At 67.0% G+C, this 18,683-nt stretch carries 15 protein-coding genes; 6 read left to right on the forward strand and 9 right to left on the reverse strand.

Translation table 11 applies throughout. From position 1 onward, the window contains the following. Positions 1–5 precede the first annotated feature (5 nt). From AC3D24_RS16185 to AC3D24_RS16205, 5 genes are all read right to left on the reverse strand, one after another. Positions 6–1,253 carry a hypothetical protein gene (locus AC3D24_RS16185; protein WP_489032176.1) on the reverse strand — a complete coding sequence of 416 codons (1,248 nt, stop codon included), beginning with the start codon at positions 1,251–1,253 and terminating at the stop codon, positions 6–8. Beyond that, complete coding sequence (locus AC3D24_RS16190; protein WP_489032177.1) at positions 1,250–3,520, reverse strand: GumC family protein; 2,271 nt, start codon at positions 3,518–3,520, stop codon at positions 1,250–1,252. The genes AC3D24_RS16185 and AC3D24_RS16190 overlap by 4 nt, the downstream gene beginning before the upstream one ends. Further along, a complete protein-coding gene (locus tag AC3D24_RS16195) occupies positions 3,517–4,839 on the reverse strand; it encodes an O-antigen ligase family protein (RefSeq protein ID WP_489032178.1) in 1,323 nt (440 codons plus the stop codon). The genes AC3D24_RS16190 and AC3D24_RS16195 overlap by 4 nt, the downstream gene beginning before the upstream one ends. Positions 4,840–5,410: 571 nt before the next feature. Then, the gene (locus AC3D24_RS16200; protein WP_489032179.1) at positions 5,411–5,743 is read right to left on the reverse strand and encodes a hypothetical protein; all 333 of its coding nucleotides are present in this window, start codon (positions 5,741–5,743) and stop codon (positions 5,411–5,413) included. Positions 5,744–5,908: 165 nt separating this feature from the next. Next, a complete protein-coding gene (locus AC3D24_RS16205; protein ID WP_489032180.1) occupies positions 5,909–6,619 on the reverse strand; it encodes a polysaccharide biosynthesis/export family protein in 711 nt (236 codons plus the stop codon). Between the two features lie 276 nt (positions 6,620–6,895). On the opposite strand from AC3D24_RS16205, the gene AC3D24_RS16210 reads away from it, so the two are divergent. Beyond that, complete coding sequence (locus AC3D24_RS16210) at positions 6,896–7,723, forward strand: shikimate 5-dehydrogenase (RefSeq protein ID WP_489032181.1); 828 nt, start codon at positions 6,896–6,898, stop codon at positions 7,721–7,723. Here AC3D24_RS16210 and AC3D24_RS16215 read toward each other — a convergent pair. The 3 genes from AC3D24_RS16215 to AC3D24_RS16225 are packed head-to-tail and all read right to left on the reverse strand — an operon-like array spanning position 7,660 to position 9,365. Then, entirely contained in the window at positions 7,660–8,298 is a 639-nt protein-coding gene (locus AC3D24_RS16215) for a DedA family protein (RefSeq protein ID WP_489032182.1), read from the reverse strand. The two genes, AC3D24_RS16210 and AC3D24_RS16215, sit on opposite strands and share 64 nt — an antisense overlap. 42 nt (positions 8,299–8,340) lie before the next feature. After that, complete coding sequence (locus AC3D24_RS16220) at positions 8,341–8,841, reverse strand: DUF1993 domain-containing protein (RefSeq protein WP_489032183.1); 501 nt, start codon at positions 8,839–8,841, stop codon at positions 8,341–8,343. A gap of 8 nt (positions 8,842–8,849) precedes the next feature. Continuing rightward, a complete protein-coding gene (locus AC3D24_RS16225; protein ID WP_489032184.1) occupies positions 8,850–9,365 on the reverse strand; it encodes a DNA-deoxyinosine glycosylase in 516 nt (171 codons plus the stop codon). 292 nt (positions 9,366–9,657) lie between these two features. On the opposite strand from AC3D24_RS16225, the gene AC3D24_RS16230 reads away from it, so the two are divergent. Continuing rightward, positions 9,658–11,691 (forward strand): S9 family peptidase, encoded by a 2,034-nt coding sequence (locus tag AC3D24_RS16230; protein WP_489032185.1) that lies wholly within the window; start codon positions 9,658–9,660, stop codon positions 11,689–11,691. A 266-nt stretch (positions 11,692–11,957) separates the two neighbouring features. Here the strand turns inward: AC3D24_RS16230 and AC3D24_RS16235 are convergent, their stop codons facing one another. Beyond that, positions 11,958–12,893 (reverse strand): DUF808 domain-containing protein, encoded by a 936-nt coding sequence (locus AC3D24_RS16235; protein ID WP_489032186.1) that lies wholly within the window; start codon positions 12,891–12,893, stop codon positions 11,958–11,960. A 131-nt stretch (positions 12,894–13,024) separates the two neighbouring features. Here AC3D24_RS16235 and AC3D24_RS16240 point away from each other — a divergent pair, with 131 nt between their 5' ends. From AC3D24_RS16240 to AC3D24_RS16255, 4 genes are all read left to right on the forward strand, one after another. Next, positions 13,025–14,035: an adenosine deaminase gene (locus AC3D24_RS16240; protein WP_489032187.1), complete on the forward strand. Its 1,011-nt coding sequence runs from the start codon at positions 13,025–13,027 to the stop codon at positions 14,033–14,035. Next, a complete protein-coding gene (locus tag AC3D24_RS16245) occupies positions 14,032–15,012 on the forward strand; it encodes a bile acid:sodium symporter family protein (protein ID WP_489032188.1) in 981 nt (326 codons plus the stop codon). Before AC3D24_RS16240 ends, AC3D24_RS16245 begins: the two co-directional genes overlap by 4 nt. A 78-nt stretch (positions 15,013–15,090) precedes the next feature. Continuing rightward, positions 15,091–17,268 (forward strand): histidine kinase dimerization/phosphoacceptor domain -containing protein, encoded by a 2,178-nt coding sequence (locus AC3D24_RS16250; protein ID WP_489032189.1) that lies wholly within the window; start codon positions 15,091–15,093, stop codon positions 17,266–17,268. Beyond that, a complete protein-coding gene (locus tag AC3D24_RS16255) occupies positions 17,268–18,590 on the forward strand; it encodes an amidohydrolase family protein (RefSeq protein WP_489032190.1) in 1,323 nt (440 codons plus the stop codon). The genes AC3D24_RS16250 and AC3D24_RS16255 overlap by 1 nt, the downstream gene beginning before the upstream one ends. Positions 18,591–18,683: the final 93 nt, after the last annotated feature.

Here is an 18,683-nt window from a genome sequence, read left to right on the forward strand (position 1 = left end):
GGATGTCACTGGCGAGGATCGAGATGGATGGCGGTGACCTCGGCGCGCGCGAAGCCCACCCGCTCGCCGGGTTCGCCGACGATCTGGAGGCGCAGCGCCGCACAGTCTTGCGGTACGGCGACGGGCGCGCTGGCGGTGACCGGAGCAGTCTGCAATGCGATCGGGAGTTGGGCCAGCAACGCGTCATCGCTGGCGCAACGGACGCGGGCGAACAGGCGTGCATTGACGGAGTTGGCGACGGGGCTGGCGACGGCGCGGCTGTGCAGCGAGAGCGTGTAAGCACCAGGTTTCGCCACGATATATTGCTCGGCGACCACGGCCGAAACGGTGCCGTTAAAGGTGATCGCCAGCGCGGTTCGGTCGAGCCCATGGGAATACATGACCATCGCCGCCGTTGCGCCCTCGCCCGGTTGCAGGCTCCAGTTGAACGGCGGCGCGCCGGGCAACCCGGCGAAATCGGGATCGTAGACCGTCGAACCCACGGCAGGGGGTATTCCCAACCCAGACGGCGTTCGTAACGTCGCGCGCCAGACATCGTAGGCCAGGGCAAACCGGCCGCGGTTGATCGCCGCATACAGCACGGCGCGTTGCTCCAGCGCGGTCGCGCCCGGGCGTCGCGGTGGCGGCAATGCGAGCAGCAACTCGGCCAGGCGCGCCGGGTTGGTCCCGGCGGTCGCCTGCGTCTGGAAGAACCCGGTGCGCCAGTCGGGATCGGTCGCGAGGATCGCGCGCACCGCCGGGGCGGCTGCGGGGATGTCGAGCAACCCTGCAACCAGCGCGAGGATCGGTCCGCGCGTTCCCTCTCGCAGCCGCAACGCCGGGCCGACCTGGGCCAGACCGGCGGCATAATCTCCGGTCCGGATCTCATGGTCGAACAGCCAGTAGCGTGCCACGTCGTCGCGCGGATTGCGTGCCACCGCCGCCATCATCAGCGCGCTCGCCCGGCGCAGATCGCCGTCGCCGCTAGCCGCCAATGCGTGCAATACCAGCGGTGCATCTGACGCAGGAGATCGGATCAACGCCGCGCGGGCCAGCGTGCGGACCTGCGACCCCGCGACGCCGCCTGCGGCCAGTACGCGTGCGCGTGCATCGGCGGCAAGCGCGGTGCCGCTTGCCGGCCAGAACGCTTCCGCAAGCGTCGGCTTGGTCGTCGCGAACAGCAGGATCGCGGCGTTGCGGATGCTGAGCCAGCCGAGCAATGCCGAGGTCGCGAGCAGACACGCGGCCCGCAGGCTTGGCCGCGCAACGGTCACGACGTGATGTTCAGCATCGGTGTCGCGGACGGATCGCTGCCATAGGGCTGGCCATATCCATAACCATAGCCATAGCCCGCGACCTTGGGGTTGTACTTGGTCATCACCACGCCGGCGACGCGGGCGTGCGCGCCGAACAGCCGGGCCAGCGCGCTGAGCACGACCGTGCGCCGCACCGATCCCGATTCGACGACCATCAGCGTCGCCTCGCAGATCGAACCCAGCACCGGCGCATCGGCGAGCCCGAGTACGGGTGGCGCATCGACCACGACGATCTCGAAATGCCGGGCGGCTTCCTCGAGGATCGCATGGATGCGGATCGTCGCGAGCAGTTCGGCGGGGTTGGGCGGCACCGGCCCGCTCGGCAGCAGCGACAGCCCGGGCGTGTTCGTCGCGATGACGTGCGCGGTGACGGGATCGCTGCTGACGAGCAGTTTCGAAAGGCCAATCTCGCGCTGATCGCCTGCCTTGAACGATGGCTTGCGCAGGTCGCCGTCGATCAGCAGCACAGTGGCACCGATCCGCGCGAAATTCTGCGCCAGCGCGAGCGACGTGCTCGACTTGCCCTCGCCCGACCGTGAACTCGTGATCAGCAGGGATTTCGGATAGCCGCTGGTGGTCGTGAACTGCAGCGCGGTCATCACCGAATAATAGGCCTCCGCCACCTCGGACCGCGGCGTGGCGAGCTCCTCGATCATCGATCGCGCCTTGGCCATGCGCGGGATCACGCCGAGGATCGGGAGTTTCAACTTGGTCGAGGCGTCCTCCGCGGACTTGATCGTATCGTCGACGAACTCGATTCCGAACGCGATCGCCAGCCCGATGGCGAGCCCACCGATCAGCCCGACGATCAGGTTGCGGATCGGTCGCGGCTTGAACGGACCGCCGGGCTGCAACGCGGTATCGACGACCATCGCCTGACTTTCGCCCAGTCCGCCCGCGACGCCGATCTCCTTGTAGCGTTGCAACAGCGCGTCGTAGAGCGTGCGATTGGTCTCCACCTCGCGCTGCAGGATGGTGTAGCCGATCCCGCGATTGCGCAGGTCGAGGACGTTCACCCGCAACGCGGCGACCTGGCCGCGCAGTTCGTTCTCGCGCCCCATCGCCGCGAGATATCCCGAGCGCAGCGACGACGACACGTCGCCCGCCTCGCGCGTCATCGCCGCGTCGATCTCGGTTATGCGGCCGCGCAGCGCCACCATTTCGGGATAGTCCGGTTTGAACGTCGACAGGCGCTCTCGGTAATCGGCGGAGAGCTTGGCCCGCTCGCCGCGCAACGCCTGCACGGTCGGGTTCTGCAGCACGTCGGGCGACGCGCGATTGGCAACGCCTTGGCGATACCGTTGTTCGGCGGCGATGCGTTCGCCGATCGCCAGCGACAATGCGCCGTTCAGCGCGGTCAGCGACTGCGTCGACAGCGAGTCGCCCGAACTGCCGGTCGGGCCATCGTCGCCGCCGGCATTGCCGCGCCCCGCGCCGCCGCCTCCACCACCGCCGCCGCCATGGTCGAGCTCGACGATGCCCTGGTGCTGCGCGTAATTGACGAGCTGGCGTTCGCTGGTTTCCAACCGTTCGCGGGTGGCGTTCAGGCGGGTTTCGAGGAACTGGCGAGCATAGGCGGTGGCGCCGTAGCGCTGCTCCGCGGTGGAGGCGATGAAGCCGGTCGCGAACGCGTTGGCGATCCGCGTCGCGCGCGCCGGATCGGCATCGGTATAGCCGAGCGTGACGAGGTTACTGCCGCGGACCGGTCGCACGTCGAGATTGGCCTCGAGCTTGAACGTCGCAGTGAGGTCGCGCCGCGCTTGATTGCGCGCAGCCCCGGCGTTCACGAAGCCGGGATCGTCGCCGAGCGCCAACGTCTTCCGCACGCGTTCGGCCAGCGACCGACTTTTCAACAGGCCATATTGGGTCTGGAGGAACTGGTCTTCGCTGCGCATCTTCGGCTGGACGCTGCGCGTGTTGCCCATGATTTCGACCGGGGTGGTGTTGATCTCGATCGTCGTGGTCGAGCGGTAGAGTCGCGGCGACAGCATCGTGACGACGACCGCGAGCCCCGCGCCGACGCAGATCGCGGCGAGGATCAGCCACTTCCATTTCAGCAGGATGCGGACGAGATCGTCGATGTCGATCTGCGGAAGGCTGCGGCCGTGTTCGTCGGGCTTGGCGAAGGTCGACAGACCGTGCTCGGTGGTCGCGATGGTGCCATGCCGGACGATCCCGAGACGGCGCGGCGGCGGACCGAGCGAGGCGGCGCCGGGATCCGTCATGCCGGTGTTCCCTGGCGAACCCGGATCGGCGAAGCGGCAGTGCGGGCCGCGATCGGCGACGCGAGCAGCGCGGCCGCAACCCCGGCGACGGCAGCGATCGCAGCGGTGCGCAGCGGATAATCGATCAGGCTGTGGGCCAGGATGGCAGCGAGAGCGATCGCGCCTGCGCGCGCCCGATCGGCGTCCGCACCCGCTACCCCCCAGATCGGCACGACCCGCATGCACCACGCGATTTCGGCGGCAATGACGAGCAACGCGCCCGGAATGCCCAACTCAAGCAGCATCTCGGCATAGTCGTCGTGCGCGTGATTGGTGTATTCGGGTGTGACCGCGGCGGGATCTTCATAGGCCGGATACACCGTTGCGAAGCTGCCGCCGCCCGATCCGATCGGCAGGGAATCAACCGCGGCCCGAAGCGTGGTTTCGCCGATGACGGCGCGGTGTTGCGATCGCGCCCGGTCTTCGCCGCCGCCGTGCGCGAGCAGCACGATCGCCGCGGCCGTCAGCAAGCCGACCCCGGCCACCAAACCGGGCCAGATGTTCGTGCGTGCGCCGCGATTGCCGCGCAGCATGATCGCCGCACTGCCCGCCAGGACGGGCGCGAGTAGGCCGATCGCCGCGCGCGAGCCGGTGAGGATCGCACCTGCAGCGATAACGAGGGCGACGGCTCCGGCGGCCATGCGCGCAGCCATGCGGGGGCGTTCATTCGCCAGCGCAGCGACGAACGGCAGCGTGCAGAGCATCAGCGTGGCAAGATGGTTGCGGTTCGCGAACAGGCCGACCGCGCTGCCGCGATTGGTGAAGGCATAGGCATAGAGCGGAGATTCGTCGCCGCCCGCGCGTTGCAGACCGCCGAGCAGGACGGACAGGATCGCGAACCCGAGCAGCGCGACGACCGCGTCGCGTTGCCCGGCCGGAGACGCGTTGGTCATGGCCAGGATCATCGCAAGCGCCGGCAACAGCGACAAAAGTGCTGCGATCGTTGCGTCGGGCGTCAGCGAGATCGGCAGCCAGGGTGTTCCGGCGCCAGCAAGGACGAACGCGTCGGTCACCGCGGCGCGGCCGGGCAGGATGCTCCAGATCGGATAGGGCAGGGGAACTAGCTGGAGCATGAGGATCCCGGCGAAGGCCGCGACCAGCAGCAGGAACGTCCGCAGGCTCGACGCGACCGGCAGCGTCCCGGGGACGATGATCGCACCGATCAGGCCGATGGCGGCCAGCTGGAGAACGGCGTTCGCCACGACACCGGCGGCGCTGGCCCCGCCAAGCACCAGGCACAGGATCAAATAGGACGATGCGCCATGACGCCGGATCCACATGGAAATCGCTTCTCTCCCCCAGTTCCGGATTGATCCTTTACGGATTTCAGTAGTGCGCGATGGTATTCGAGAAGCTCGCGAGTTTGTCGAATCCTAACGAAATATCGAATCTTGATCGATCAGAGGATGCAGCGTCGAAAAGGCGTAATCTGCGACAAACTTTAGTTGAGTTGCGGATATTGAATATTTTGTTTGACGGTAGGAATGCGGAGAAAATCAGTAAAAATGAGTAATTCCGACGTGTTCGGCGGCGCTGGTCTGTTCGCGCATTCCAAAGCCCGAGCATCATATGCAGCACTTCGCTCGTATCGCTCGTATCGCTCGTATCGCTCGTATCGCTCGTATCGCTCGTATCGCTCGTATCGCTCGACGACGCGGCGGCATCAGGTCGCCCGAACGATATCGAGCGCCCTGGATCCGACACCCGCTTGCGAAAGCGACGCGGGTTTGCACGGACGAGTTGCGGATCGATCGAGCGATCAAGCCCGCGTCAAATCGCCCGCGACACCTCGCTTCATGGCCAAGCGCACCGTATCGAGAGCCAAGCCGAAAACGTCCGCGTGCGCGGCGATCAGGGACTGTTGGCGGCGCTGCTCTGGCTCGCGGCAGCCGCTACGCCGAGCCCGATCGCCGCAATCGCAGCGAGCAGGATGAAAATGGAGCCACTCCCGCCGGCCAGTGCACTCGATCCGCCTGACGCAGCACAGGCGACGCGAACGCCATCGGTCGGCGTGCAGGGTGTTGCGGGCGCGATCGGCAGCCCGAGCGCGGCACGGTTGCTCGCGACGCCGTCGGGATCTTGCGCGACCGTTCGGGCCGGAGCCTGGTTTGCCGCTGCTGCCATGCTTGCCTGGTTCATCATCGCGAATGCCGCGACGGTGATCGCCATCGTCTTGCCGATCATCCCTGCCTCCTACCCGTTCCGTTCGAAATATTGCCGCGAACTTCGGCTCGATCCCGTCTGTATCGGCGGAGAACTTCTTCCGTCATCCGAACGCGGGAAACATCATTCCACCAAGCGTACTGCACGCCGCGAGTCGCGACAATTCCATGCATCCAGGAGAACAGTTCAGAATGGACGGAATATCGAGACGAACGGCAGCGACTGCAGCACCGACTTCATCGCCTGGCTCGTCGCCGAGCCGTCGACCACGATGATGTCGTCGGGATAGATTGGCGGATCGGGATCGAGGCCCTTGCGGATCGTCGTCAGATCGAACGCCGCCGCCATGCGCTGACCCGAGATCCGGCGAAACACCACGACCTGCTTGGGATTGGCGCCGTCGGCGGTGCCGCGCGCCATCGCGATCATCTGGATCAGCGACATGTTCGGCTGCACGGGATAGAGCCCGGGCTGCTGGACCGAGCCGTCGACCGTCACGGTCGGCGTGACCGCGGTCTTGAGCGTGACCGCGATCCTGGGGTCGGCGAGATACTGCGCACCGAACTGCGCGACCAGCTGGCGTTCCAGCTCGGCGGTCGTCGTGCCGGCGGCCTGGACATAGCCGACCAGCGGCAGGTTGATCCGGCCGCCGCTGTCGATCGTCTGGTCGCCCGACAGCGTATCGACCTTGAACACGCGGATCGTGACGATATCGCCCGCGCCGAGCCGGCGATCGGCCGCGACCACCGGGATCGCCGCACTGTCCGGCCTGCCGAAGTTGCTGGGATTATAGGCGATGTCGCCGCCACGTTGCGAACAGCCGGCCAAGGCCAGCAGTGCCGATAGCGCTATGCTGGCATGATAGGCGCCCACTCGCGCTAGTATAGAGTCGGTCACGCGCGATCCTCCACCCAGGACCGCGCAGACCGGCTGCGTTCTGCGTCCGTGCCACGACACTATAGCGCCGGTCGCGATCTAGCGAGGATTTCGCAAAACGATGGGTTCGTTTCCGATCGAGTTTGCACGCATCGGCACCAGGGGCGCTCCGGTTACGGGATCGGCGGCGCTTTGTTCGACGGACGGGTACGATCCGCAATCCGTGACGTCGGCCGTCGGCGGCTTTATAGCGCGGTGAGACGGTAGCGCGCGCGTGGCGCGAGGACGGAGATACACATGAAGCCACCCCTCGGGCGCGATACGCGTCTGTGCATGTCGCTGGCGGCACGGCCGGGTAATTTCGGCACGCGGTTCCACAACCGGCTCTACGAGCTGCTTGGGCTGGATTACGTCTACAAGGCGTTCACGACTACCGATCTGGCAGGCGCGGTCGGCGGGATCCGCGCGCTCGGGATCCGTGGCTGCGCGGTGTCGATGCCGTTCAAGGAGGCAGTGATCCCGATGCTCGACGCGCTCGATCCGTCGGCGCGCGCGATCGACAGCGTCAACACGATCGTCAACGACGGCGGTCCTGCCGGGGGCATGCTGACCGGGTTCAATACCGATTACACCGCGGTACGGATGCTGCTGGCGTCGCACGCGGTCGACACCGCCATGCCGTTCATCCTGCGCGGATCGGGCGGGATGGCGAAGGCGGTCGCGACGGCGCTGCGCGATGCGGGGTTCGCCGACGGGACGATCGTCGCGCGCAACGAGACGGCGGGGCGCGCGCTCGCCGACGCGCATGGCTATGGCTGGAGCGCGGAGCCCGATCCGGCAGGTGCGCCGTTGCTGGTGAACGTGACGCCGCTCGGCATGGCCGGGGCGGATGCCGATGTGCTTGCGTTTGCAGAACCGGTGATCGCGCGCTGCGAGGTCGCGTTCGACGTGGTGGCGCTCCCGGCCGAGACGCCGTTTCTGGCGGCGGCGCGGGCCGTGGGAAAGCATGTCGTCACCGGTGAAGAGGTCGCGACGTTGCAGGCGCTCGAGCAGTTCGTGCTCTATACCGGCGTCCGTCCCGATCGGTCCGATGTCGAGACGGCGGCGGCGTTTGCGCGGGGTTGAGGATCGGCCTTCCGCGCCCGGCGACGGCGCCAGAAGCGGAAACCCGCGATCGCTAGAGCGGCCACGAGGGCGAGGATCGCCACGCCGACCAGCTTCTGCTTGGGCATGACCTTGTCGACCAGCTCGATCAGCCCGTCGCCGAACACGTAACCCAGGATCGTGAACAGCACGCCCCAGACCGCCGCCGAGATCGCGTTGAGCACCATGAACGTGCGTGCGGGAACGTGCGAGGTGCCGATCGCGATCGGGCTGATCGTGCGCAGGCCGTAGAGGAAGCGAAAGCCGAGGATGAACACCGTCGGATGGCGCTCCAGCGTGTCGAGTGCCTTGGCGAAGGCGGGTTTCTCGGCGATCCGGCGGACCCGCTTGGTATCGCGGTAATGGCGGCCGGCGAAGAAGAAGAGCTGGTCGGCGGCGAACGAACCGGTCACGGCCGCCGCCGCGCTGCCCCATAGCGGCAGCAGATGCTGGTGCGCGAGCAGGCCGCCGGTGACGACGCTGGTCTCGCCCTCGAACGCCGCACCGAGAAAAATCGCGGCGAGGCCGTATTGGGCGATGAAGCTTTCGATCGACATCCGCCGCCCTTGCCGGACCGCGCCGGGTTTAGCCAGCCGTGGTTATCGACCGAGGTAATCGAGCTTGCCGATCGGCACGCCGCGCATCCGCAACAGCGCGTAGGCCGTTGTAATGTGGAAATAGAAATTGGGCAGGACGAAGCCGAGGACATAGCTGCTGCCGGTGAAGTCGTGGGTGCCGCCAGGCGTGACGAGCGTGACGACCGAGCCCTCCTTGCCGTCGATCGCGTCGCGCGGGACGCCGTCGAGGAAGGTCAGCGTCGCCGCGATGCGCTGCTGGAGCGCGGCGAAGCTCGTCTCGTCGTCCGCCATGGCGACGTTCGGGACGCCGCCGATCCGGACCATCGCGCCCTTGGCGGTGTCGCTCGCACGCTGCACTTGTGCGGTCAGCGGCGCCATGTCGGCGATCAGGCGGGTGTCGAGCATGTCGGCCTCGGCGATGCCGTGTTCGCGGGCGAACGCTTCGGCTGTGTGCAGGATCGCCGAGAGGCTGGCAAAACCGCGGCGGAAGGCGGGGGCGGTGAGGTCGTACAGGCTGGTCATGCGCCAGCCTAGGCGCGGGGTTCGGGGCGGTCGAGCAGGAACTCGGCGAGCCTGGTCCAGGCGGGTTGCTTGGCGGCGAGTCCGATGGTGTGGAGCGGACTGCTGGAGGGCAATGCGACGATCTGCGCGCCCGTGAAATCGCGACCGAGCAGCTTGAGCCCCTGCTTCAGCGCGGTGCCGCCGTTGAAGGCGATCGCCCGGAGGCGGGGGAGGGTGGCGATTAGCGTGACGATGTCGTTGCCTTCGATGTCGAGGATCGCGGCGTCGGTGCTGCCGGTGCGGCGCGCCGAGCCGATCACGTCCCAGAGCGCGACGCCGGCCGCCTGCAACGCGGCGATGCGGCCGTCATAGCCCAGCGCCACGAGGTCGCGCCCGACGACCGGCGACATGAGCTGCCAGAACTGGTTCTGCGGATGCGCGTAGTAGCGTTGTGCAGCCAGCGAGCGGTCACCCGGCAGACTACCGAGGACCAGCACGCGCGCGTGGGGTGCGGCGATCGGAGGGAAGGAGTGCTTGAGGGGCATGGCAGCGTCATAGCGCGGGCGGTGGTGCAATGCTCCCTTCCACCTTAACCTTGTTGCTTGACCTCGTTTTGCGCGCCCCATCCGTCACCCCGGACTTGTTCCGGGGTCCACGGTTCCGCAAAATCAACGATCCGTGAGAACGCGGCGCGGTGGACCCCGGAACAAGTCCGGGGTGACGGGGCTGTAAGCGCCCATTATCCGTGCGCGCGCAGTGAGGAAGACGTGGCGTACCCAGCACATCCAGTCCCCGGTGATTGCGTACGATCCCGCAACCATCCTATGCACATGCCCCATGAAGATCATGCTCTCCGCCAGCCTCGCCGTGCTCGCCTTTGCGAGTGCCCCCGCCGCCGCCCGGCAACTCACCATCGACGACGTGACGATGCTCAGCCGCGTCGGTGCGCCGACCGCGTCGCAGGACGGGCACTGGCTCGTCTGGGCGCAGCGCGAGACCGATCTCGATGCGGACAAGGGGCGGTACGACCTGTGGCGGCTCGATCTGAGCACGCCGGGTGCGGCGCCGGTCAAGCTGCTCGCCGATCCGCAGGTCAACGAGAACGACCCGCAGATCGTCGGCAGCATCGTGTATTTCACCTCCGACAAGGGGGGTGAAGACGCCATCTGGTCGGTGCCGGTGACGGGCGGCACGCCGCGCAAGCTGACGAACTTCAAGGGCGGGTTCGGCGGCTTCAAGGTCGCGCCGACCGGCGACAAGCTGCTTGTGTGGGCAGACCGCCGCCCCGGTGCGCCGAGCCTGGAGCCGGCGATGGTGAAGAAGGATCCGAACGCAGGCGCCGGCCGGACCTACGATCAGCTGTTCGTGCGGCACTGGGACACATGGGTGGACGGCACGCGATCGCAATTGTTCGTCCTGCCGCTGACCAGCTCGGGTGCGACCGGCAACGGCGTGCCGCTGGTCGGCGCGCTCGTGGGTGATACGCCATCGAAGCCTTACGGCGGCGGCGAGGAGGTGTCGTGGAGCCCCGATGGCCGCACCGTCTATTTCGCGATGCGCGAAGCCGGCCGGATCGAGTCGCTGTCGACCAATCTCGACATCTTCTCGGTGCCGGCGGACGGCTCCACCGCGCCGGTCAACCTGACCGCGGCGAACAAGGCGACCGACAACCTGCCGACGGTATCGCCCGATGGCCGCACGCTCGCCTATTTCGCGATGCGGCGGCCGGGGTTCGAGGCGGATCGCCAAGTGCTGACCGTGCGCGACATCGCGAGCGGCAAGACGGTGTCGCTGACTGAGCGCTGGGACCGGTCGGTCGGCTCGATCGCCTGGGCGTCCGACTCGAAATCGCTCTACGTGACGGCGGACGACACGCAGGAAACGCCGTTGTTCCGCGTCGACGCCGCGAACGGTGCCGTCACGCGGCTGACGCAGGAAGGGCATGTCGCCGCAGTCGCGATCACGCCGCGCGGGGCAATCGTAGCGTTGGATAGCCTGACCGCGCCGGATGATTTCTACCGCATCGCGGGCACCGGTGCGCCGCAGCGGCTGACCCAGGTCAACGCCGCCAGGCTCGCCGGGATCGACATGCCGGCGGTCACGCGGTTCAACTTCAAGGGCGCGAACGCCGACACCGTTTGGGGCTATGCGGTCAAGCCGTACGGCTCCACCGGGAAGGTACCGGTCGCGTACATGGTCCATGGCGGCCCGCAGGGATCGAGCAACAACAGCTGGTCGTATCGCTGGAATCCGGCGGTGTTCGCGGGCGCTGGCTACGGCCTAGTCGCGGTCGATTTCCACGGATCGACCGGGTACGGCCAGGGCTTCACCGATGCGATCAGCAACAACTGGGGCGGCTGGCCGCTCGAGGATCTGCAAAAGGGGCTGAAGGCCGCGACCGACAAGTTCGCGTGGCTCGATGCGGACAATGCGTGCGCGCTGGGTGCGTCGTACGGCGGCTATATGATGAACTGGATCGAGGGGCAGTGGCCCGATCGCTTCAAGTGCATCGTCCAGCATGACGGCGTGTTCGACGCGCGCGCGATGGCGTACGAGACCGAAGAGCTCTGGTTCGACGAATGGGAGCATGGCGGGAAGGCCTATTACGAGGACCCGCAGGCGTTCGAGAAATGGAACCCGGTCAATTACGTCGCCAAGTGGAAGACGCCGATGTTGGTGATCACCGGCGAGAAGGATTTTCGGATTCCGTATACGCAGGGGCTGGCGACGTTCACCGCGTTGCAGCGGCGCGGGATACCGTCGCGGTTGTTGGTGAACCCGAACGAGAACCATTGGGTGCTGAAGCCGAAGAACTCGCGCCAATGGTATCGTGAAGTGCTGGGCTGGATGGGGAAATGGACGGCTAAGTAGGGGGTAACCCTTTCCCCTCAACGCCCCTTCCGGCGAATGAGCACCACCCCGGCGAAGGCCGGGGCCCAATTGGGAAGGTCGAAGTAACGAGGGGCTGTCCGCCGTTACCCTCGTTCCCGAATTGGGCCCCGGCCTCCGCCGGGGTGGTGTTTGGTGATGTTGGCGCCGCATAACCAACCGGGACGTGTTTCCCCGCGAAGGCGGGGACCCAGACTGGGCTCCCGCCTTCTCGGGAGAACAAGGAAGGGCGGATGACGCTCTCCCGGTCAGTGCACCTTCGGCTTCTTCACCGCGTGCAACCCCAGCGCGATCGCGCCGCCCAGGATCAATCCGACGATCCCCGAGAAGAACGCGTTCATCACCCAGTTCACCGCGCCCTTAGCGAACGGCACTGCATGCGAGGCGCTCTCCGCAGTGTGATGGATCCAGTGAGGCAGCGTCGTGAAGCCGAACGTCTCCACCCCGTGGACGATGATCTGCCCGCCGACCCAGACCATCGCCGCCGTCCCGATCACCGACAGCGCCGACATCACCAGCGGCATGCCCTTCACTAGGCCACGCCCGATCGCCTGCACCGCCGCGCTGCTGCGCTGCGCCAGGTGCAGCCCGATATCGTCCATCTTCACGATCAATGCGACCACGCCGTAGACACCGATCGTAATGACGATGCCAACCAACGCGAGGACGATCGCCTGCTCCCAGATCGGCTTGCTCGCCACGTCCGACAGCGCGATCACCATGATCTCCGCCGACAGGATGAAGTCGGTGCGGATCGCGCCCGAGACCTTCTGCGCCTCGAGCGTCGCCGCGTCGACCGGCTCCGCGACGACTTCCTCGGCATGGCCGCCGCCGAACGCCTCGAGGATCTTCTCCGCGCCCTCGAAACACAGATACGTGCCGCCGATCATCAGCAACGGCGTCAGCAGCCATGGCGCGAACGCGCTCAACGCGAGCGCTGCGGGAAGGATGAAGACCAGCTTGTTGCGGAACGAACCGAGCGCGATCTTCCAGATCATCGGCAGTTCGCGCTTGGGCTCGAACCCGACCATGTAGCGCGGCGTGACGGCGGCATCGTCGACCACCACGCCGATCGCCTTGCTGCCCGCCTTGCCGGTGGTCGCGGCGATATCGTCGAGGCTGGCGGCGGCGAGCTTGGTGATCCCGGCGATGTCGTCGAGTAGTGCGACCAATCCTGTCGGCATCGATGGTGTCCTTCGCGTAAGTATCGGCGCTCGGTAACGTGACAGGATTGTCATGCAACGGCTTTCGCACTTGCGGTAGTGCGCGGCGCGCGGAATGGTTGCGGCCACGACGCCCAAAGACAGGACGGATCATGACAGACGACTTCATCACGAACCTGCCCAAAGCCGAACTGCACCTCCATATCGAGGGCAGCCTGGAGCCGGAGCTCATGTTCGCGCTGGCCGAGCGCAACAAGGTCGCAATCCCGTTCAAGAGCGTCGAGGACGTCCGCGCCGCGTACAGCTTCACCAATCTCCAGACCTTCCTCGACATCTATTACGCGGGCGCCGCGGTGCTCCAGACCGAGGAGGATTTCCGCGATCTCGCCGTCGCCTATTTCGACCGCGTCGCGCAGGACGGCGTGGTGCATGCCGAGATCTTCTTCGACCCGCAGACGCACACGCACCGCGGCATTCCGTTCGACGTCGTCGCACGCGGGCTGTTCGCGGGGATCGACGAGGCGCAGGACAAGCACGGCATGAGCGTCGGGCTGATCATGAGCTTCCTGCGCCATCTCGACGAGGAGGACGCGTTCAAGACGTTCGCGCAAGCCGAGCCGTGGCTCGACCAGTTCATCGGCGTCGGGCTCGATTCGTCCGAGGTCGGCCATCCGCCGTCGAAGTTCGCGCGCGTGTTCGCGGCGTCGGCCGATGCCGGGCTGATGCTGTGCGCCCACGCCGGCGAGGAGGGCCCGCCCGCCTACATCCACGAGGCGCTCGACATCCTGCAGGTCGACCGCATCGACCACGGCAACCGGGCGCTGGAGGATCCGGCACTCGTCGCCCGCCTCGCGCGCGATGCGATGACGCTGACGGTGTGCCCGCTGTCCAACGTCGCCTTGCGCAACGTAGACAGACTTGAGAACCATCCGATCGACCGGATGCTCGATCTCGGCCTGCGCGCGACGATCCATTCGGACGATCCGGCGTATTTCGGTGGCTATATCGGCGAGAATTTCCGGCAGACGGCGCGCGCGAAGAATTTGTCGCGCGAGCAGGTCGTGACGCTCGCACGCAACAGCTTCCTCGGCAGCTTCCTCGACGACGACGCGCTCAGCGGCCACCTCGCGACGCTGGATGCCTATGTGAAAGCGCACCCATGATCGGGCGTTTCCTGGCGATCTTCGAGCCGTTCATCCTTATGCTGCTCGGCACCGTCGTCCTGGCGAGTCTGCTGCCGGCCCGCGGCGAGATGGCGACGATCGTCGGCTATGCCGCGGACATCGGGATCGTCCTGCTGTTCTTCCTGCACGGCGCGAAACTGTCGCGCGATGCGATCCTGTTGGGGCTGCGCAACTGGAAGCTGCATCTGGCGGTGCTGGCGGTGACGTTCGTGGCGTTCCCGCTGTTCGGGCTGGGGCTCAGCGCGCTGCCGTTCGTGACCGGGCCGCTGGCTGCCGGCCTCCTGTTCCTCACGCTGCTGCCCTCGACCGTGCAGTCTTCCATCGCCTTCACCGCGATCGCGCGCGGCAACGTCGCGGCGGCGGTATGCAGCGCGTCGTTTTCGAACCTGCTCGGGATCGTGGTCACGCCGGCGCTGGTCGCGCTGCTGATGCAGACGTCGGGAAGCGCCGGGATATCGATCGAGAGCATCGAGGCGATCGTGCTGCAACTGCTCGTGCCATTCGTCGCGGGGCATCTGCTCCGGCCGTGGATCGGGGCATGGGTGACGCGTCGGAAAGCGATGCTGACGGTGGTCGATCGCGGCTCCATCCTGCTGGTGGTCTACAGCGCGTTCGGGGCTGCGGTGGTCGAAGGGCTGTGGACCAAATTGTCAGTGGGCGACCTGATCCTGATCGGGCTGCTCTGCGCCGCGCTGCTCGCGTTCGTGCTGGCGCTGACCTTCGCAGTCGCGCGCCTGATGAAGTTGCCGCGCGAGGATGCGATCGTGCTGCAATTCTGCGGCTCGAAGAAGAGCCTCGCGTCGGGCGTGCCGATGGCCGGCGTGCTGTTTCCGCCCGCGCAGGTCGGCGTGATCCTGCTCCCGGTAATGCTGTTCCACCAACTGCAACTGATCGCCTGTGCGGTGATCGCACGCCGGTATGCCGAGTCGGCACCGAGCGATATTGCTCCAGGTTAACACTGTAACGGGTTGCGGGTATTTGCTTTGTTCCGTTGAGGGCGGCATGATCGGGCTCGATAGGAGAGTTTCGGGTCCATGAGCGCCGCGAGCGATACTGCCAGTTCCACCGCGGACGTGGGGCTGGACCTAACCGTGTGCGATCGCGAGCCGATCCACATCCCCGGTGCGATCCAGCCGCATGGCCTGTTGCTGGTCGCCGATGCGGCGTCCGGACTGGTGGTAGCGGGGGCGGGCGATATCGAGACCCGACTGGCGACCGACTGGCTCGGCTGCGACCTATCGGACCTGATCACGCAGGACGTCGGTGCGTTGCTTGCCGAACAGGGCGGGCGTGGCGGACCGATCATCGCGGCGCCTGTGACGGGACTCGCCCAACGCCTCGATGTGACGATTCATCGCAGCGGCGATCGGTTGCTCGTCGAGCTCGAGCCCGTAGCCGCCGTGCCGACGACCGCGGCGCATATGCTCGGCCTGCTCAACGCGATGGCGACCGGGTTCGAGCGCGCGAGCAATCTCCAGGCGCTGTGCGAGCGTGCGGCGATCGCGTTCCGGCAGTTGACCGGCTTCGACCGCGTCATGGTGTACCGCTTCCTAGACGACGAGGCGGGCCGCGTGATGGCCGAGGATAAGGTGGCGGGGCTGGGTACGTTCCTGAACCATCATTTCCCCGCGTCCGACATCCCCAAACAGGCACGCGCGCTGTACGTGCGCAACCGGACCCGGACCATCCCGCGGATCGACTATGTCCCCGCGGTACTGCGGCCCGCCGGGTTCGAGACGCTCGATCTGAGCGACGTCGCGCTGCGCAGCGTGTCGCCGATCCATTTGCGCTATCTGTCCAACATGGGCGTCGGCGCCTCCGCCTCGATCTCGATCGTCAAGGACGGGCTGTTGTGGGGCATGATCGCCTGTCACCACGGCTCGCCCAAGGGGCTGACTCCCGACATTCGCGCCGCCTCGGCGACGCTCGCCAGCGGTCTCGCGCGCCAGATCCGTGCGAAGGAGGAGGCCGAGACCTACCGTGAACGCCTGCGGCTGCGCGCGGCTGAGGATGCGGTGATCCCCAAACTCGCCACCGATCCGGCGCCGCGCAGCATCGTCACCGCGCTGCGCGACGATCTCCGGCGGATGCTCCGTGGCGACGGGTTCGCCTATGTCGAAGGGAGTGTCGTCGATACCGACGGCCTGTGCCCTTCGGATGACGATATCGTCGCTCTGGCGGCATGGGCGCGGAAGCGGGGCGGCATCGAACCGTTCGCGACCCACGAACTGCCGTCGATCTTTCCGAATGCCGCCGCCTATTCCGCGACTGCAAGTGGGGTGCTCGCCCTGCCGCTGGTCGACGAGGGTGCGATGCTGCTGTGGTTCCGCGCCGAGCAGATCGAAGAAGTCGAATGGGCGGGTAATCCGCACAAGGCCGTCTCGGTCGATCCGAACGCGGTGCTGACGCCGCGCACCTCGTTCGAATCCTGGACACAGGCGGTCAGCGGTCGTTCGCGGCGCTGGACGCGCGAGGAGATCGAGGCCGCGCACCGCCTGCGTCGCGCGTTCCACGACGCGCACGTCAACCAGCGACTGCGGCTGCTGAACGGCGATCTGCAGCGCACGCTCGGTGACAAGGATGCGTTGATCGCGCAGAAGGACGTCCTGATGAAGGAGGTCAATCACCGCGTGCAGAACAGCCTTCAGCTGGTCGCCGCGTTCCTGTCGCTGCAGGCGAAATCGTCGGACGACGCGAAGGTGAAGGAGCATCTGGCCGAGGCGCAGGCGCGGCTCGCGGCCGTCGCCCTGGTCCACCGCCGGCTTTATCGTGACGACCAGGTCGAGTCGGTCGATCTGTCGCGGTATTTGGAGGAACTGGCCGGCGACATGAAGACGTCGCTCGGCGAAGACTGGGCGTCGCAGATAAGCCTCGATCTCGCACCCGTGCTGGTCGCCACCGACCGCGCGGTGAACATCGGGCTGGTGCTGACCGAACTGATCATCAACGCCAGCAAATATGCCTATGGCGGGCGACCGGGGCCGATCGCGATCGTCCTCGAACAGCATCGCAACCGGTTGCGGCTGATCGTCGCGGACAAGGGTGTCGGGAAGCCGGCCGAGGCGTCGGCACGCGCACCGGGCGGGCGCATCGGCTTCGGCAGCCGGATGATGAACGCGGTCGTCGCCGGGCTGTCCGGCACGATCGAGCAGGACGACAACATGCCCGGACTGCGCGTCATCATGACCGCACCGATCGAGGATGAACCGTGATGCGGTACTGGATAGGCCTGCTGGCGGCGGGTCTGCTCGCGACGCCGGCGCTCGCGCAGACCGTCGCGCTCACCGGCGTCCGGTTGATCGACGGGCGCGGCGGTCCCCCCGTCGAGAACGCGACGATCGTCGTGACGGACGGGCGGATCGTGGCCGCAGGCAAGGTCGCGGTGCCGCCGGGGGCGGAGCGCCGCGATTACCCCGGGCGCAGCGTGCTGCCGGGGCTCGTCTCCGACCATAGCCATGTCGGGCAGGTACGTGGCACCGAGACCGGCGCGCAGAACTACACGCGCGCCGACATCGTCGCGCAACTCGCGCAGTTCCGCCGCTACGGCGTCACCACCGTCACCGCGCTCGGTAACAACGCGCCGTCGTTCGCCGCCATCCGTGCCGACTCGCATGCCGGGCGGATCGATGGCGCCGACCTGTTCGGCGTGATCCAGGGCATCGGCGTTCCGAATGGCGCGCCGCCCCAGGCGATGCTCAAGGTCGGCCCCGACCAGCTCTTCCGCCCATCGACGCCGGACGAGGCGCGCAGGGCGGTGGCGACGATGGCTGCCGAGAAGACCGATCTGGTGAAGCTGTGGCTCGACGATTTCGGCGGCAGCGTACCGGTCAAGATGAGCCCGGCGATCTATACCGCCGTCATCGCCGAAGCGCACGCACGCGGGCTGCGGGTCGCGGCGCATATCCATGATCTCGCGGATGCCGAGGCGATCGTCGCGGCGGGTGCGGACATCATCGCGCACGGGGTTCGCGACAAGCCTGTGTCACCGGCGTTCGTCGCGGCGCTGAAGGCGAAGGGCATCTGGTACATCCCGACGCTGCAGCTCGACGAGGCGACGTTCGCCTGGGCCGATCGCGCGCCGTGGACGCTGACGCCGTTCGCGCGGGCTGCGCTGTCGCCGGCGCTCGCGCGGCAGGTCGACGATCCGGCCTGGCGCGCAAAGACCCTCGCCGATCCCAAGACCGGGGACGCGCGCGCGTCGCTGGCGATGAACCTGCGGAACCTGAAGACGCTGTACGATGCGGGCGTCAAGATCGGCTTCGGCACCGACAGCGGCGCGAGCCCGGTCCGCGTCCCCGGCATCGCCGAACACCGCGAACTTGCGCTGATGGTGGAGGCGGGGCTGACTGCCGCGCAGGCGTTGCAGGTGGCGACGGCGGGCGGCGCGGCGTTGCTCGAATTACGCGATCGAGGTGTGATCGCTCCGGGAATGCGGGCGGACCTGCTGGTGGTGGACGGCGATCCGTCGCGCTCGATCGGGGATGTCGACCAGATTGCGGAGACGTGGGTGGCGGGCCGACGGACTGGGTTCTGATGAAGAGGGCGGACTAGAATCTTGTTCCGCTCAGCTCTCCTTTTACCGTCACCCCAGCGAAAGCTGGGGTCTCCTGCTTGGCGGTCGATGGTG

The sequence above is a fragment of the Sphingomonas sp. SL1004 genome, from assembly GCF_057815015.1.